This is a genomic window from Bacillus sp. ISO11, from assembly GCF_003458115.1.
Classification (GTDB): Bacteria; Bacillota; Bacilli; order Bacillales; family Bacillaceae_G; genus Bacillus_A; species Bacillus_A cereus.
In genome coordinates this window covers 58982-76054 of record NZ_QXCO01000006.1, presented here as the reverse complement: position 1 = coordinate 76054, position 17073 = coordinate 58982, and the positions used below count along the sequence as shown (strand labels likewise).

Here is a 17073-nt window from a genome sequence, read left to right as displayed (position 1 = left end):
GGGTATTTGTAAATGGAACAAGCAATGGAAATTGCAAAGCTTTGGTTTCGAAATGAACATGTCACAGCTACTGTAATGCAACCAAAAGTAGCGAAGGTTTTATGCAAGAATAAAGAGTACATTTTAAAGAGAACGGGATCGATAAAGCAACTTCTAGTTGAATTCGATGTTTTGAAGCAACTGTATGAAAAGGGAATTAAAGTACAGAGAGTAGTAAAGACAGTAAATGATGAACAATATGTATTATATAAAGAAAAATGTTATTGCTTATATGAGTATGTTGCCGGAAGTGTTTTAGAAATAAAAGATACGGATAAGCTGGAAAGGCTAGCAAGTACAATTGGAGAAGAAATAGCTAATCTGCACAAAGCATTACATTCGGTGAATAGTGACCATGAGTTAATAAAAAGAGATTTATATAAGATGGTATTTGAATGGGCTATACCGATTTTAGAAAAGAATGAGCATGTTCATCGAGAGGTAATTCAAAAGATGGAGCGAATGCACACAGATTTCAAGGAAACGGTCCATCCATTACCGAGACAAATTATTCATCGTGATATGCATCTATCAAATGTAATCTTTAAAGATGATAAACTGGAAGGTTTTATAGATTTCGAGATTTTAGAAAATAATGTAAAAATATTTGATGTATGTTATTGCTGTACAAGTATATTAAGCGAGCTATTTAGTGATGAAAGATTAAGAGGGAAATGGTTACATATCGTTAGCAAAGTCTTTGAAGGTTATTATAAACAAAATGATTTAACGAAAGAAGAACTAAAAGCCATTTGGTATGTTATGCTTTCAATTCAAATTATCTTTATTGCTTATTTTGTCCAGTTACCAGATTTATTAAATTTAAATGAAGAAATGTTCTTCTGGATTTTTGCTAATAAGAAAGCTATTGAAGAAGTTATAGAAGGTATCGTAAAGGTATGAAAAAAATAATATTAATTGGTTCTGGTGGTTCAGGAAAATCTACATTAGCAAGGCAGTTAGGAAATAAATTAAATATTAAGGTGCATCATCTTGATGCATTATTTTGGAAACCGAATTGGGAAGGGGTTCCGAGAGAAGAACAAATAACAGTTCAAAATAACTTAATTAAAGATGAGAAGTGGATTATTGATGGGAATTATGGCGGGACGATGGATATCAGACTGAATGCAGCTGATACAATTATCTTCCTTGATATTCATAGAACAATTTGTATTTATCGTGCTTTTAAAAGAATTATAAAATACCGGAATAAAACAAGGCCAGATATGGGCGCGGGATGTGAAGAAAGATTTGATTTGCAATTTTTTAAATGGATATGGAAATATCCTAATGCTAAACGACCTACAATTTTAAAAGGGTTAGAGCAATTGTCCGAAGAGAAAAAGGTTATTGTTTTAAAATCTCCAAATGAGGTTCGGAAATTTTTAGAGCACATATAATAATACAATGTGACACAACAATTCTTTTTGGATCTTACCGATTAGTTTAATTAAACTAATCGTTTTTTATTATGAAAAATTTAACGCTTTTTGAAAATTGTATTTTGTAATGAGTATATGACTATAAATTCATATAAAATGAACGTTTGGAGGAATAGAAAATGACTAATGATTTAATTCAAACAATCGATTCATTAATGGTAAATATTCCAGCTGGAGAGGTAGTATTAAGAGATGATCGAATAAAAAAAGAATGGCTAGTGCAAATTCAACCATTTCTTCTTGCGAAGTATGCTGTAACAATGGAACTATATGATGCTATTACAAATAGTCCATTAAATAATTTTGATAAAAATCATAAACCAGTTGTCAATATTTCATGGAACGATGCCATTGCGTTTTGTAATGTACTTTCAAAAAAAGCGGGATTAAAAGAATATTATTCTATTAGTGATGGTGGTCAAATTGTGAAATGTAATTTAGATTCAAATGGCTACCGATTACCATGTGAGGCAGAGTGGCAATATGCATGTAAAGCAAGTACAACCGGATATACATACGGGAAACTTCATGATATAGCGTGGTATAATGAAAATTCAAATGGAGAGATTCATGACGTTGGCCAAAAAGAACCGAATGCATGGGGACTTTATGATATGCTAGGGAACGTTTGGGAATGGTGTTATGATTTGTATGATGAAACAGTGTACGGATCATATCGCATTTTTCGTGGTGGTAGTTGGGCTGAAACAGCGAGAGGGTGCGGCGCTACTTGTCGTCGTCGAAGCCATCCTACATTTCATATAGATGATCTCGGTTTTAGACTCGCTAGGTCAATTTAGTAGGAACATGCTACGAACAACTAAGAAAAGAGTATGGAGAAAATCCGTACTCTTGCCAACATAGAAACGATTTAACGTAAGGAGTGTTTATTATGGCGCGTGTTTTATTTATTAACGCTGGATCAGAAGGACATATAAATCCAACTTTACAAGTTGTAGAAGGATTGATTTCTCGTGGTGAAGAGGTCGTTTATTTTTCAATAGAAGCTTTCAGGGATCGGATTGAGAAGACAGGTGCTACTGTACGAACGATTGATGATCAAAAATTTATAAAAGCGTTTCTATCTGGAGGCAGAAATTATTTACAGGAAAGAATAAACGGCCTTCTACATACAGCGGATATTGTAATATCTAGCGTTCTAGAACAAATTGAAGGTGAACATTTTGATTACATGATTCATGATTCTATGTTTGGTTGTGGCCATTTAATTGCTCAAATTCTTAAACTTCCAGCCATAAATTCATGCACATCTTTTGCGCAGGATGAAAAATCCTTTGAGCAAATGTTAGGTCATCTGTCAAAAAATATCCCAGTAGAAATTCATGATAAAATACAGAATGATTTTCAAAACTTAACGAAGGGAATTGCTGAAAAATATGGTGTTGAAATAAAATCATCGTATGAAGTTTTCTGTAATCCTGCACCCCTTACTATTGTGTATACAATTAAGGAGTTTCAGCCTTTTGGTGATACGTTTGATGAAACATATAAATTTGTAGGACCATCTATCTCTGCACAAATGAAAAACAGAGACGTTGATTTTACTTCAATTGAAGAAAAAAGTCCGATTTATATTTCATTAGGTACTGTTTTTAATGAAGCGATTGACTTTTATAAACTGTGTATGAAGGCCTTTGAGAATAGTGAGCATACAATTGTTATGTCTATTGGTAATAAAACAAAAATAAGTGATCTAGGCGAAATCCCTAAAAACTTCATTGTGAAAAACTATGTGCCTCAAACCGAACTGCTTACTTATACGAAACTATTTATTACACACGGCGGGATGAACAGTACGCATGAAGGATTATATAACGGGGTTCCGCTCGTTGTAATACCGCAAAGTGCAGATCAGCCAGCAATTGCAAAGCAAGTGGAGAGTCTTGGAGCAGGAGTTCAATTACATATGAATGAATTAACCGTGGAGAAATTGCGTGAAAGTGTGGAGTTAATTTTAAATAACCCTTCATATAAAGAGGCTGCTTTGAATTTGAAGGAATCATTCCGAACATCGGGTGGATATAAGGAAGCTGTTGATGAAATTTTTACATTTGTAGGTCAGTAATAAATATAAAGTTATACATGAAAAAAGTGTTTATATTAAATGATATAGACACTTTTCTGTTGTAGGAAGAGAAGAATTGTTTAAATGGAAAAAATGAAAATACTAAATGTGAATTTTGAGAACTAAGTCTACAATTTCTGCTGCACACTTTTATTTTATCCCGTATTAACCGACCGTAAAACCCCAACTAATTAAAGTTTTAATTTATGATTTCAGGATGTGGTTTTATATGTTAGTAATAATTTCACTGTTTCTGCACAACTTCTGCACATGCTTAGGCGAGTTCTATGTCATGATATATTCATAAAGTGAAATGTTTCACAAGGAAAAAATATATTTTCACTGCGGTGTATGCATAATTAATACATACATCGGTACAAGTTTGTCTCTTGTTATTCTTTTACATCAAAGCCCACATTCCACTACAAAGTATAACAAGAAGGAGACATGAGCATGAATAATCGATTTTTAAAACAACTACAGAATATGAAAATGAACAAAAAAAGTTTAGGAGCTGTAGCATTAACAGCTGGAATTATTAGTACGACACTTATTCCTCAAAATGCTTATGCGCACGGTTTTGTTGAAAAGCCCGGTAGCCGATCCGCTTTATGTAGTCCAACTTATGGTGCGCTAAATGTAAACTGTGGAAGTGTTATGTATGAACCACAAAGTTTAGAAGCTCCAAAAGGGTTCCCACAAGGTGGTCCAGTAGATGGACAAATTGCTTCAGCAGGCGGAAAATTTGGTGGTATTTTAGATCAACAAACAGCAAATCGTTGGTTTAAAAATACAATCACTGGTGGGGAAAATACATTTACTTGGAAGTATACTGCGCCTCACTTAACGAGTAAGTGGCATTACTATATTACTAAAAAAGGATGGAATCCAAATAAAGCGCTAACAAGAGCAGATTTCGAACCAATTGGAACTGTACAACATGATGGTTCTGCAGCTTCAAATAATTTAACTCATAAAATCAATGTACCTACTGATCGTAGTGGATATCATGTGATTTTAGCAGTATGGGATGTAGCTGATACAGCAAATGCATTCTATAATGTAATTGATGTTAATCTTATTAATGATGTGAAACCAGACATAGAAGCGCCAAGTATTCCAAATGGACTTCAGACGCAAAAAGTAACAGCGAATAGTGTAGAACTAACATGGAACGCTTCTACGGATAATGTAGGGGTAAAAGGATATCAAATCTTCCGTAACGGAGAGATGATTGATACAGTACCAGGGACTCATTTTATTGATAAGAAGTTACAACCAAGTACAGAATACTCTTATACTGTAAAAGCAATTGACGCAGCTGGCAATGTATCGAAAGAAAGTACAGCGCTTACAGTAAAAACGACAGTTGAGACTCCTGATACAGAAGCACCAACACAACCAAAAGGATTACATAGTATGGGAACGACAGCGTCAAGTGTGGATTTAATGTGGAGTCCATCTGACGATAATATTGGTGTAGACCATTATGATATTTATAGAGAAACAGAAGGGTCAATGAAAAAGATTGCAACATCCAATACAACTTCTTATTTGGATAAAAATCTGCTCGCTAATACTACTTATAAATATGTAGTGAAAGCTGTTGATGTAGCTGGAAATGAATCCGTACAGAGTGATATATTCACAATTACTACAAAAACTGAAAGCGCTTCACATGAAGCGTGGGATGCAAAAAAAGCATATAAAAAGGGAGATAGAGTTCTACACGAAGGAAAAGTATATGAAGCAGTCCAGAGTTATCAAGGAAATGGTGATCCAAACTGGATTTATGCATTATCATTATGGAAAACAGTGTAAGTTTTACCTAGGTATGAACTAAAAGATGATGGGCTTTGATGCAAAAGGTAATTTTGAGAATTCACTTTTCTATTAATAAAACAGGGTAGTGTATGAATACATAAGATTCATATACTACCCTTTTTATTATGATAACACTTTCGTCATAAGTATGTGCGGAATGCCATCTTCCATAAATATATCAGAAGAAGTTTGATAGTCTAATTTTTTATAAAATCCTTCAGCTTGTGTTTGACCGTGTAGCTTCACTTTTGTAGCTTGTTCGTTACGAGCAATTTCTTCTAACGTTTGAATGATGACTTTACCTAATCCATATGTACGATAATCTTTTAAAATACAAATACGTTCTAATTTTCCGACACCATCAACAAATCGTATACGCCCTGTGCCTACAGGAAGATCATGATAATAAACTAAAATATGTTTACATTGCTCTCCGATTTCATCGAATGTATCGAATTCATCTGTAAGAGGAACTCCTTGTTCTTTTACAAATACTTCTTTTCGAATATGAAAGGCAGTTTCTAAATCAGTAAGTTCTGTTATAAGTTTGGATTGCAAAATGTTCAGTCCTTTCTAGTGTAATCAGTTTGCGTTTTCCTAGTATATCATAATAAAGCACTATTAAGAGAAGAAGAACATACTAAAAAGCCAACTTTAAAAAGTTAGCTTTTATTACAATTTCTTTATCCCATTTTTAGTACCAATAATTGCTGTACTCGTCATACTTATAAACAACCCTGTTTCAACTACACCAGTAATCATTTTTAATTGGGTGTGTAAATGGGCAGGATTAGAAATATGATTAGGGAATATACAATCGATAATCATGTTATTGTTATCGGTTATATAAGTTTCATCATTTTTCAAACGTAATGTGGTTTGACACCCTAAAGACTGAATTTTATTTTCGGTTTGTTTCCATGAAAAAGGGATGATTTCAACAGGTAATGGAAAATTACCTAAATGTGTTACAAATTTCGATTCATCAGCAATGATAATTAGTTCTTTAGAGGAAGAGGCAACGATTTTTTCACGAAGTAATGCACCACCACCGCCTTTTATAAGTTGTAAATTTGAATCAATTTCATCCGCTCCATCAATTGTAAGATCAAGGCTTTGTACGTCGTTTAACGAAATTAGGGGGATATTTAGTTGCTGTGCTAATGCTTCAGTTTCCTTTGATGTCGGTACAGCTTGAAATGATAATCCTTCTTTTACACGTTCACCTAATTTTTGTATTGTCCAATATACAGTAGAACCTGTACCAAGCCCAATTTTCATGCCATCATTTACAAAGTTAGCAGCATATTCGCCAGCGAGCTGTTTTAAATTCATCACTTTACTCCGCCGGGCGTGGCCCAGCATCAAGACCTGAATTTTCAACTGTAAGTACCGGACGAACGACTATATCTTTATGTACACGCATTTGACAAGATAATCGTAAATGATCTTCAATTCCTTTTTCCGTCATTGCATGTTTCTCATTCGCACTCGCTTCACAGAAATCACCTGCTAGTATTTCTACTCTACAAGTTGTACAACGTGCATTCCCGCCGCAACGATGAAGAATGTTGACACCGCTATCTTCAATTGCTAATACTAACTTTGTTCCTTCTTTCACATCAAAAGTTCCCGCACCTTCAATTGTTAATTTTGGCAAATTTGTTCCTCCTCACGTAAAATTGTACATAACATATTTATGACCGCGAATTATTGAACATAAACATTATTTTTTTATATCCCCGTAACTTTTTTTAATGTTGAATCGTTTATTAAGTAAGCGCTGAAAAGGAGTGGTTATTTTGTGCACAAAAGTAACTCATGTTTTAAAGAATCATATCGATATGAATCATTCAAATATAAACTTTTTAATTGAACAATATGGAGAGTTAAAAAGATACTGTACTTTTTTAACGAAAAACAAATGGGATGGGGAAGATCTCGCCCAAGAAACAGTGTGTAAAGTGCTTCAAAAATATAGAAATAAAGATATTTGTATGACACTCGTCTATAAAATAGCAAGAAATCGTTGGTTAGATCAGATGAAGTCTAAGTCTGTTTATGAAAAAATAAGAGAACAAATCACATTTGAAGAACCACATGAGAACATTGCAGATTTGCATGAAATGGTAGGGAAAGTATTGTCTTCATTAAATGTACAGCAATCCGCAATTTTATTATTAAAAGATGTTTTTCAATATAGTATCGCTGATATTGCTAAAGTGTGTTCTGTATCAGAAGGTGCAGTGAAAGCTTCTTTATTTCGGAGTAGAAATAGGCTGAAAACTGTAAGTGAAGAAGGGATTGAGATAGTCGAATTCACAGAGGATATTGAAGTTGTTGTAACATCTATTCGTGAGGAAAGACCGGAATTATTAACGAAGCTTCTTCCGACAATAGATTTTACTAAGTTACCATCTAAACAGCCAGTCTTATTATTTAATGTGAAAAACCCTTCTTCCTACAGTTATATGCTTTACGCAGCATAACAAGTATTGGAGGGATTTAAAATGAATGCAATTCCATATGTAGTAGAACAAACAAAATTAGGAGAACGTTCCTATGATATATATTCAAGGTTATTAAAAGATCGCATTATTATTATCGGCTCAGAAATTAATGATCAAGTAGCGAGTAGTGTCGTAGCCCAATTATTATTTTTAGAAGCAGAAGATGCAGAGAAAGATATATTCTTATACATCAATAGCCCTGGCGGTTCAACGACAGCAGGTTTTGCAATATTAGATACGATGAATTTAATTAAACCAGATGTGCAAACGCTATGCATGGGCTTTGCGGCATCATTCGGTGCATTGTTATTATTATCAGGAGCAAAAGGAAAACGGTTCGCTCTCCCTAACAGTGAAATTATGATTCATCAGCCGCTTGGTGGTGCACAAGGGCAAGCAACAGAAATTGAAATAACTGCGAAAAGAATATTAAAGTTAAAGCATGATATTAATAAAATGATTGCAGAAAAAACGGGGCAACCGATTGAAAGAGTAGCGCATGATACAGAAAGAGATTATTTTATGACTGCAGAAGAAGCGAAGGCATATGGGATTGTAGATGATGTTGTTACGAAAAAATAAGTTAAAAACAGGCTAGAGGATATGCTAACTCTCTAGCCTATTTTTATTAATCTTTTATCCATTCATCAACTAGCGCTTGATTCTTCTTAATCCATTTTCGCGCCGCTTCTTCGGGATCTTTCGTTTTATTTAACTCGACCATTAACGTACCAAGCTGTTCATCGTTCATTTTCCATTTGTCAAAGTATTTTATGATATCCGGATGGTCTTTTTCGAAACCTTTACGAACAGAGTAATAAATGTCATCTTTTTCACCATATACTTTCTTAGGGTCTTTTAAATATTTTAAGTCAAATTCTGAAAAGCCCCAATGCGGATTCCAAAGCGTAACAGCGATTGGTTTCTTTTTCGTATATGCTTTCTTTAGTTCACTCATCATCGCAGCTTCAGAAGATTGGACAAGTTTTAGTTTTATATCATATTCCTTCATTGCCTTATTTGTTAAATTCATTAGACTGCTGCCAGGTTCGATTCCGACAATTTTGTTATCTAGTTCATCTTTATGAGCATTTAAATCTTCGATACTGTTTATGTTTTTCATATAAGAAGGTACGACTAAACCAAGTCCAGTACCTTCGTACCATTTTGATTTTAAGACAATATCATCTTTATAACGATTGTTTAGCGGCTTATCCGTAACGGGTAGCCATACTTCTAAATTAGCATCAACATCACCACGAGCGACACCAGTCCAAATTGCGGCTTTTTCTAAATACATAAGTTCAACTTTGTAGCCTTTTTCTTCTAATAAAACTTTCCACATGTTTGCGGTTGCAATATTTTCTTTCCAACTTGTTACACCAAGTTTAATTTTTCCTTTCGAATTTGCATTTGTTGCATTACATGAAGTGAAAATCATAGTAATAAATAATGCAAGGCATATAAACCAAATTTTCTTTCGCATCGAAAACCTCCTAAGTAACGTTTGCCTTATAAAATAAATGTATAAGTAAGCATTCTTATTATGAACGGAAACGAGAATTTTAAAGAAATCTTATGAATGTCATTTTTATGTAATATTTCTTTGTAAAATCGCAACACTATGTGAATAGATGGGTAGAAAAGGAGTAGTGACATGGATAATACAAAGGTGCGTGTTGAAAACGTAACAAAAGTATTCGGGAAACATCCGCAAAGAGCTCTTTCCTTATTAAAAGAAGGAAAAAGTAAATCGGAAATTTTAAAAGAGACAGGAATGAACGTTGGGGTGAAAAAAGCAACGTTTGAAGTTTACTCTGGAGAGATTTTCGTTATTATGGGTTTGTCTGGTAGCGGGAAATCTACGCTAGTTCGTATGTTAAATCAATTGATTAAACCAACTGCAGGTCATATATACATAGATGGTGAAGACATCGCAACGATGGGAAAAGAAGAGTTACGGAGAGTAAGAAGAACGAAAATGAGTATGGTATTTCAGAAATTCGCTCTATTTCCGCATCGTACAGTTATACAAAATGTTGCATATGGTTTAGAAATACAAGGAGTTCCGGTTGAAGAGCGAGAGAAAAAAGCGTTAGAATCGCTACAGTTAGTAGGACTCGATCATCATAAAGATAATTACCCAAGTCAACTTAGTGGTGGTATGCAGCAGCGCGTTGGAATCGCAAGGGCACTAACGAATAATCCAGATGTATTACTAATGGACGAGTCATTCAGTGCATTAGATCCACTTATTCGAAAAGAAATGCAAGATGAATTGTTAGAGTTACAAGATAAAATGGAAAAAACGATTATATTTATTACGCATGATTTAGATGAAGCGCTTCGAATTGGAGATCGTATCGCATTAATGAAAGATGGAGAAATTGTCCAAATTGGAACACCAGAAGAAATTATGATGAGCCCCGCTAATGAATTTGTAGAAAAGTTTGTTGCGGACGTGAATTTAGGAAAAGTAATTACGGCTGAGTCTATTTTAAAACGACCAGAAACTTTATTAATTGATCGTGGACCTCGTGTAGCCCTTCAAATTATGAGGAATGCAGGTGTCTCAACTGTATATGTTGTAAACAAAAAGTATGAGTTTTTAGGTATATTAACTGCGGATGATGCGAGTAAAGCAGTACAAAAACAGTGGCCGATTGCTGATTTATTACTTAATGATATTCCGCATGTGTATTTGGATACTTTACTGGAAGAGACATATGCAAAAATGGCAGAGATGAAATATCCGTTGCCAGTAATCGATGAGAAGAAAAGGCTAAGAGGAATTATTAAACGTGAAAGTGTCATTCAAGCTCTTGCAGGAAACATTGAGGAAGAGGTGAAAGACGATGAATAGTATACCGCGGATTCCATTAGGGGAATGGGTCGACTCATTTGTTGCAAGTTTATATGAGCACTTTGAAGGCTTATTCCGAGGATTCTCTTATATTATTGGCGGATTCGTTGATTTACTCACTAATTTTTTAACAATAATACCTGCCATATTGATGATTATTATCTTATGTTTCCTCATTTGGTACACAACGAGGAAATTATCTTTAGTCATTTTTACGCTTATTGGATTATTATTTATTTTGAATATTAACTACTGGGCACAAACGATGCAAACATTGGCACTCGTACTTACGTCTGTTATTATTTCAATTATTGTCGGAATTCCAATTGGTATATTAGCATCTCAAAATGAACGTTTCTCAAAATTTTTAAAACCAACATTAGATTTTATGCAAACAATGCCTGCATTCGTATACCTTATTCCAGCGATTACATTTTTCGGAGTAGGTGTAGTACCTGGAATTATTGCATCAGTAATCTTTGCAATGCCACCGACAATTCGTTTTACTGACTTAGGAATTAGACAAGTTCCAGAAGATTTAATTGAAGCAGCGAATGCATTTGGATCCACAGCATCACAAAAACTATTTAAAGTACAATTACCACTTGCAACCGGAACGATTATGGCTGGTGTGAACCAAAGCATTATGCTTTCGTTATCGATGGTTGTAACAGCATCACTTGTAGGAGCTCCAGGACTTGGAGTTGATGTATATCGCTCTGTAACACAAGTTAATATCGGAATGGGATTTGAAGCTGGATTAGCTATCGTAGTAATCGCAATTATATTAGATCGAATTACACAAGGGTTCCATACGAAAAGAAAATAGTGAATAAAAAACACACTTTTATATTACAAAGTGTGTTTTTTATTGCATCCAGATCACATACGAACGATAACAGAACCTCCAGCTGGTGCACAAACTTGGTTTTTTTGTTGTTCCATTGATTTAATTAATTGATTATTTTCCTCGATTAATGAGATTAATTTAGTTAATTGATTTTCAAGACTTGCAATACGCTGCATCATATATTGTGAATCATGATGCAATGTATTCCTTGCGGGATGAGGGGAATAAACATACTGTTGATTTATATTTGGATTCCAATGAGGATACATTTGAATCGTTCCTCCTTCAATAAATTACGAAGCTTTCTTATAGTAAATGCCTATGTATAATTAATAGTTACTTGAAAATTTTCCAATATAAAAGGAGTATGTACAGAAAATGGAAAATATTATATGTGAAGTTACAGTACATTTTTTGGAAATATTTAAGCGAGATAGTGCGTATATTAATACATTCAAGTAAATGTATGTTATTTAGGGAGAAATGGTGGGAGGAGATGTGATTTTGGCTAAAAATAAAAAAAGAAATGATGCTTTGGCAATAGGTGTCGGTATAGGAGTTGTAATTGGTGTATTTCAAGGGCACTTTACAAATAATTTAGTAATCGGAATTGTGATTGGGATTATAATTGGGATTGCGTTTTTGAAGAAATAATGAGATGTAAATTCATTTCAAAAATTGTTGTATCAAAAGAATGAAAATTCGGAATAAGAAACCTGTTTTTCCTTTTTTTGTGATATTATATATGAAAAGGAAGGTGATGGATATGTCAACAAACAATCAAATAGAACAAAGCTGTTTCATTTGCAAAAAACATATAGGAAATATTATAGTTCCAGGTGGAGCTATTTACGAAGATGAACTCGTTTACGTTGGACATGTCCACTGGGATAGTGAAGAAACATACCTGGGTTATGTAATGATAGATATAAAAAGACATGTACCTGGCCTTGCTGAACTAACAGATGAAGAAGCGAAAGCGTTCGGACTTATAACAAGTAGAGTAAGTAAAGCGCTAAAAGAAAGCGAAGGTGCAGAGCATATTTACACTTTTGTTTTAGGAAATGGTGTACCACATATGCATATGCACATTATTCCGCGTTATCCGAATACACCAAAAGAGTTTTGGTCACCAACCGAGATAGCGAAATGGACTGGCGCACCATATGGTGACGAAGAGAAAATAAAAAAACTATGTGAAAGAATACGAAAGTATATGGTAAATGAGTATGCATACAACAAATAATACACAATATTCATGGGTTGGAAATATAGAAATGTGTTTAGGAGAAATTTCAGTTAAACAATATGGTGATATTGTACTTGGTAAATATGGCGGGAATAAAAGTGCTGGAGCGAAAAAGAATGAAGATGGTGCATTAGTTTGGTCAAATGGTGAATGGGAATTTGCAGCTATTCTAGATGGACATAATAGTGCGGAAAGTGTTGAGTTAGTAGTAAATACAATCCAAAAAGAATATGAAAATATAAAAGTAATTTTGAATGAACCAATTAATTCAGTATTTCAGTCTGTTGAAAATCATATACTTACAATTTTTCAGTCATCTTCATTTAAGGAAAAGTGCAAAAAAATTAAAGGTGAAACAGCTTGCTTACTATGTGTAAGGAAAGAAAATTATTTATGGTGGCTTTCTATCGGTGATTGTTTAGTGTATGTATTTCATGAAGAGTTACATAAGTTAGGACAATATGCACTAAATCAACGTCATTTTTACGAATGGATTGGAAATGTAAACACATTTGATTTACCTGTTCCTTGCTATTCATCAGGTATTCGTGAATTACGTACTGGAAAGAACCGAATTGTAATGGTGACAGATGGAGTATTAGAATGCGGGGAACGCCGATATGAAATACCTGTAAATTTGTATAATGCTATGAACAGAAATGATAAAACACTTAAAGAAAATATTCACAATGTTTTAGAACACGTGCATCATCAGTTGGGACGTGATAGTGCGACAATTATTAGTTGGGACGTAGAAAATAAAAGGAATGCTACGTATCCGAGTGATCAGCCGGAGAAAATGAAAGTAAGAAAATAAAAGGATAGTTTTTTTTGTCAATTAGAAAAATAACTCTATTAATTTTATGAGTACTATCTACATTCATTTTGAAAAAATAGCAAGAAAAAGGTTATACATCCCGAAGAAAAGGATGGGAAATAGATTGTTGTTGTACAATACATAAAACATGTCTTGATAAAACTACTACTAAAGAAGTAAGCATAAAGAAAATGAAGATATTATCGAAACATTAAAAAATTATATAGTCCACTTTGTTACGAAAACATAATTAATTTAATAGGAGGGAATGCAATGGGCAACTCTACTATTTGGATTATAGTTATTAGTATGATAATTGGAGGATATTTTTTAGAAAAGTTTTTAAGGAAAAAATTAAATATGCCAAAGGGGAATGTTTGGATATATAAACATATAAATGGTTTACATGTAAAATTAGAAATAGGTCTTTTTATCATATATCTTATAGTAAGTTTTATTTATCTGTTCAAAGTAGAAAATGCTAATATAGGAATTGCTGTACTTACTTATTTTGGAGCAATTTCCTTATTACGCGTATGGATGGAATGGAAGTATAACAGAGAAACAAAGGAATATATTCTTTCTATAATTGGATTCTTTGCATTTGTTTTTATGGTTTCAATGTTACTTTATTTTGATCCTCTTTCTACATATTAATATCGTTTTGTTTTTTTATGATGAATATTTAAAAAGAGTAGCTACCATTATTTATCTTGATAGTTACTCTTTTTATTTACAACTTCCTAAAACTCCTCAAAACAAGATATTCCCACAATCTCCAAGGAAGAATCTTCTTCGCAAAGATCATAAATTTCACACCTTTACCGATTGGATATCGTAAATTTGTACGCTTAGATTCAGCAATTTCTACAATTTTATTAGCAACATCTATCGGATTACCAAATGTATCACTGCCGCTATTAATATGTTTTTGTATTTTATCCATATACTCTTTGTAAGGAGATGTTGTATCAGATTGGTTTTCAGCGAGTTGTTTCCCAACCTCCCATATGTTTGTGTTATAAGAACCTGGTTCAATTAAAGCCACATCTATTCCGAAAGGTTTTACTTCTAAGCGAAGCGATTCACTCCAGCCTTCTAATACATAAGGAGATAAACCAGGGAATCCAACTTGGCCGCTAATGCTGCTTATATTGATGATTTTTCCACTTCTTTGTTTTCTCATATACGGTAAGACAAGTCGGGTAATTGATATAGCTCCAAATAGGTTCGTTTCAAATTGTTTACGGTATTCCTCTACTGGAATTTCTTCTACAAAGCCGCCATTTGCATATCCTGCATTATTAACAAGAAGGTCTACTTTTTGTATTTCTTTTAAAAATAATTGGAAGTTATGTATAGAGTTTTGATCGGTTACATCTAATTGTTGAATTTTTATGTTTTGTTGTAAGTTGAGTTGAGTAGCTTGAGATAGTAAGTTCACTTGTTTTTCAAGGTTCCGCATTGTAGCGATAACTAAATAATCTTTTTTTGCCAGTTCGAGTGTAGTTAATAGTCCAAATCCACTTGAGGCTCCTGTAATTATTGCGATTTTTTTATTCATTTTCCGCCAGCTTTCTTTTTCTTTTATCATAACGAGTTATGATAAGAAAATCTATTATTCTTACATTCAGTATGAAATCAATTTGTATGTAAAAAAGGGGATTATAGGGAATGAGCGTATATAGAGTAGTGTATATTAATATGATAATGAAATGAGGGAAGAAAAATGGTCCATGTGAAGGATGTATTAGCAGATCAATTGTTGGCGAATGCAAACGATCCCAGTTGGTATATTCCATTTTCAGATGCAGTGAAAGATCTATCTGAGAGAGAAGCTTTCTGGAAACCGAATGAAGAGAGTAATAGTATAGCTGAAATTGTACAACATTTACTGTATTGGAACTCAACGTGGCAAACTAGGTATAAAGAATCAAATGTGAATGCAGTACCCGCTATTGGAGATAATAACAAAAGTTTTATGCTTTCAGATAATCAAACTTTCGATGAATTACGGGAAAAACTACTAGAAAAACTGTTACAATGGCAAAATCTTATAAATGAAGAAAAGGTTGAAAGTGATGTAGTAGGACTTCCTGTTTCTGCAAAGTGGTGGGAAGTGTTAGCGAATGTAACAACTCATAATGCATATCATATTGGGCAAATTATTTACATCCGAAAATTACAGCATAGCTTTGATAATGAATAAGATAATAGTTCTCAAATTAGTTGAACAAAAGTGGACAAAACGAGACAGATGTCTCATTTTGTCCACTTTTTTATTATGAAAGAAAAGAGAAAACCTATTAAATCAAGGATTAGAATTTGGCACGGTACTTGCAATATAACAGACGAACAAGAAAATAGGAGGGCTGGACATGTTAAAAACAACTGAAAGTAAAGGGAATGAAATTACGAAAGAACAAGCTCGTTGGATGTATGAAAAAATGTTAGAGATTCGTAAGTTTGAAGATAAGGTACATGAATTGTTCGCGCAAGGCGTTTTGCCAGGTTTCGTTCATTTATACGCAGGTGAAGAAGCGGTAGCAGTTGGTGTATGTGCCCACTTAACGGATAGTGACAGTATTACAAGTACACATAGAGGTCATGGACATTGTATCGCAAAAGGTTGTGATTTAAATGGTATGATGGCTGAACTTTTCGGGAAAGCGACAGGATTATGTAAAGGTAAAGGCGGTTCCATGCATATTGCGGATTTAGATAAAGGAATGCTTGGTGCTAATGGCATTGTAGGCGGGGGTTTCCCACTTGCTTGCGGTTCAGCATTGACAGCTAAATATAAAGGAACAAAAGATGTAAGTGTTTGTTTCTTCGGTGACGGAGCAAATAATGAAGGAACATTCCATGAAGGGGTTAATTTAGCGGCGATTTGGAAGTTACCAGTTATTTTTATTGCAGAAAATAACGGTTACGGTGAAGCAACTACATTTGAATATGCTTCAAGTTGTGATTCTATTGCGGATCGTGCAAAAGCTTATAATATTCCAGGCGTTCAAGTAGATGGAAAAGATCTTCTAGCTGTATATAAAGCTGCTGCAGAAGCAGTGGAACGTGCGCGTAATGGTGATGGTCCAACAATTATTGAATGTATGACATATCGTAATTACGGTCATTTTGAAGGTGAAGCGCAAACATATAAAACATCAGAAGAAAAAGAAGAACATTTAAATGAAAAAGATGCGATTGTGAATTTCCGTAAGCATTTAATTCATGAAGGTTTATTAACGGAATCTGAACTTGTTGATATGGAAAAAGCAGTAGATGATGCAGTACAAAGATCCATTGAATTTAGTGAAAATAGTCCATACCCAGACGATGAAGAATTATTAAAAGATGTATACGTTTCTTACAAATAAGAGGAGGGTGAAA

General features: G+C 33.8%; 21 protein-coding genes. 15 read left to right on the top strand and 6 right to left on the bottom strand.

What is annotated here, in order from left to right; all coding sequences use genetic code 11:
- Positions 1–12 precede the first annotated feature (12 nt).
- From D1166_RS08185 to D1166_RS08165, 5 genes are all read left to right on the top strand, one after another.
- The gene (locus D1166_RS08185; RefSeq protein WP_097855986.1) at positions 13–942 is read left to right on the top strand and encodes a phosphotransferase enzyme family protein; all 930 of its coding nucleotides are present in this window, start codon (positions 13–15) and stop codon (positions 940–942) included.
- Entirely contained in the window at positions 939–1442 is a 504-nt protein-coding gene (locus D1166_RS08180; RefSeq protein WP_058839821.1) for a DNA topology modulation protein, read from the top strand. The genes D1166_RS08185 and D1166_RS08180 overlap by 4 nt, the downstream gene beginning before the upstream one ends.
- 161 nt (positions 1443–1603) lie before the next feature.
- Positions 1604–2284: a formylglycine-generating enzyme family protein gene (locus D1166_RS08175; protein WP_000180359.1), complete on the top strand. Its 681-nt coding sequence runs from the start codon at positions 1604–1606 to the stop codon at positions 2282–2284.
- A 92-nt stretch (positions 2285–2376) separates the two neighbouring features.
- Positions 2377–3570: a macrolide family glycosyltransferase gene (locus tag D1166_RS08170; RefSeq protein WP_118043273.1), complete on the top strand. Its 1194-nt coding sequence runs from the start codon at positions 2377–2379 to the stop codon at positions 3568–3570.
- Positions 3571–4023: 453 nt separating this feature from the next.
- A complete protein-coding gene (locus tag D1166_RS08165) occupies positions 4024–5391 on the top strand; it encodes a lytic polysaccharide monooxygenase (protein WP_097855987.1) in 1368 nt (455 codons plus the stop codon).
- 126 nt (positions 5392–5517) lie between these two features.
- Here the strand turns inward: D1166_RS08165 and D1166_RS08160 are convergent, their stop codons facing one another.
- The 3 genes from D1166_RS08160 to D1166_RS08150 form a co-directional block, all read right to left on the bottom strand.
- The gene (locus tag D1166_RS08160) at positions 5518–5952 is read right to left on the bottom strand and encodes a GNAT family N-acetyltransferase (RefSeq protein WP_001190880.1); all 435 of its coding nucleotides are present in this window, start codon (positions 5950–5952) and stop codon (positions 5518–5520) included.
- Between the two features lie 114 nt (positions 5953–6066).
- Positions 6067–6729, bottom strand: coding sequence for a ribose 5-phosphate isomerase A (gene rpiA / locus D1166_RS08155; RefSeq protein WP_001049987.1), 663 nt, complete (start codon positions 6727–6729; stop codon positions 6067–6069).
- Positions 6730–6733: 4 nt separating this feature from the next.
- The gene (locus D1166_RS08150) at positions 6734–7054 is read right to left on the bottom strand and encodes a 2Fe-2S iron-sulfur cluster-binding protein (RefSeq protein ID WP_001125388.1); all 321 of its coding nucleotides are present in this window, start codon (positions 7052–7054) and stop codon (positions 6734–6736) included.
- 142 nt (positions 7055–7196) lie between these two features.
- Between D1166_RS08150 and D1166_RS08145 the strand changes: the two genes are divergently transcribed.
- Entirely contained in the window at positions 7197–7883 is a 687-nt protein-coding gene (locus D1166_RS08145; RefSeq protein ID WP_088066326.1) for an RNA polymerase subunit sigma-70, read from the top strand.
- 21 nt (positions 7884–7904) lie between these two features.
- Complete coding sequence (clpP, locus tag D1166_RS08140; RefSeq protein WP_000991610.1) at positions 7905–8486, top strand: ATP-dependent Clp endopeptidase proteolytic subunit ClpP; 582 nt, start codon at positions 7905–7907, stop codon at positions 8484–8486.
- 46 nt (positions 8487–8532) lie between these two features.
- Here the strand turns inward: clpP and D1166_RS08135 are convergent, their stop codons facing one another.
- Positions 8533–9390 (bottom strand): glycine betaine ABC transporter substrate-binding protein, encoded by an 858-nt coding sequence (locus tag D1166_RS08135; protein WP_097855988.1) that lies wholly within the window; start codon positions 9388–9390, stop codon positions 8533–8535.
- A 171-nt stretch (positions 9391–9561) separates the two neighbouring features.
- On the opposite strand from D1166_RS08135, the gene D1166_RS08130 reads away from it, so the two are divergent.
- Positions 9562–10767 (top strand): quaternary amine ABC transporter ATP-binding protein, encoded by a 1206-nt coding sequence (locus tag D1166_RS08130; protein ID WP_000370606.1) that lies wholly within the window; start codon positions 9562–9564, stop codon positions 10765–10767.
- A complete protein-coding gene (locus D1166_RS08125; protein WP_001084760.1) occupies positions 10760–11596 on the top strand; it encodes an ABC transporter permease in 837 nt (278 codons plus the stop codon). Before D1166_RS08130 ends, D1166_RS08125 begins: the two co-directional genes overlap by 8 nt.
- A gap of 53 nt (positions 11597–11649) precedes the next feature.
- On the opposite strand, the gene D1166_RS08120 is transcribed toward D1166_RS08125, so the two are convergent.
- The gene (locus D1166_RS08120) at positions 11650–11886 is read right to left on the bottom strand and encodes a hypothetical protein (RefSeq protein ID WP_000283222.1); all 237 of its coding nucleotides are present in this window, start codon (positions 11884–11886) and stop codon (positions 11650–11652) included.
- A gap of 217 nt (positions 11887–12103) precedes the next feature.
- Here D1166_RS08120 and D1166_RS08115 point away from each other — a divergent pair, with 217 nt between their 5' ends.
- The 4 genes from D1166_RS08115 to D1166_RS08100 all read left to right on the top strand — a co-directional run bounded on the left by D1166_RS08115 (position 12104) and on the right by D1166_RS08100 (position 14340).
- Positions 12104–12271 carry a glycine zipper domain-containing protein gene (locus D1166_RS08115; RefSeq protein ID WP_000508470.1) on the top strand — a complete coding sequence of 56 codons (168 nt, stop codon included), beginning with the start codon at positions 12104–12106 and terminating at the stop codon, positions 12269–12271.
- Between the two features lie 91 nt (positions 12272–12362).
- Positions 12363–12863, top strand: coding sequence for an HIT family protein (locus D1166_RS08110; protein ID WP_170953985.1), 501 nt, complete (start codon positions 12363–12365; stop codon positions 12861–12863).
- Complete coding sequence (locus tag D1166_RS08105) at positions 12847–13683, top strand: PP2C family serine/threonine-protein phosphatase (protein WP_118043271.1); 837 nt, start codon at positions 12847–12849, stop codon at positions 13681–13683. Before D1166_RS08110 ends, D1166_RS08105 begins: the two co-directional genes overlap by 17 nt.
- Positions 13684–13956: 273 nt before the next feature.
- On the top strand, positions 13957–14340 hold the full coding sequence (locus tag D1166_RS08100) for a DUF4181 domain-containing protein (protein ID WP_000528450.1): 384 nt from the start codon (positions 13957–13959) through the stop codon (positions 14338–14340).
- Positions 14341–14416: 76 nt separating this feature from the next.
- Here D1166_RS08100 and D1166_RS08095 read toward each other — a convergent pair whose 3' ends face one another.
- The gene (locus tag D1166_RS08095; RefSeq protein ID WP_217992566.1) at positions 14417–15247 is read right to left on the bottom strand and encodes an oxidoreductase; all 831 of its coding nucleotides are present in this window, start codon (positions 15245–15247) and stop codon (positions 14417–14419) included.
- Between the two features lie 165 nt (positions 15248–15412).
- On the opposite strand from D1166_RS08095, the gene D1166_RS08090 reads away from it, so the two are divergent.
- Both D1166_RS08090 and acoA read left to right on the top strand, forming a co-directional pair.
- Complete coding sequence (locus D1166_RS08090) at positions 15413–15892, top strand: DinB family protein (RefSeq protein ID WP_097855991.1); 480 nt, start codon at positions 15413–15415, stop codon at positions 15890–15892.
- Positions 15893–16061: 169 nt separating this feature from the next.
- The gene (gene acoA, locus D1166_RS08085; protein ID WP_000921275.1) at positions 16062–17060 is read left to right on the top strand and encodes an acetoin:2,6-dichlorophenolindophenol oxidoreductase subunit alpha; all 999 of its coding nucleotides are present in this window, start codon (positions 16062–16064) and stop codon (positions 17058–17060) included.
- The last annotated feature ends 13 nt before the right edge of the window (positions 17061–17073 follow it).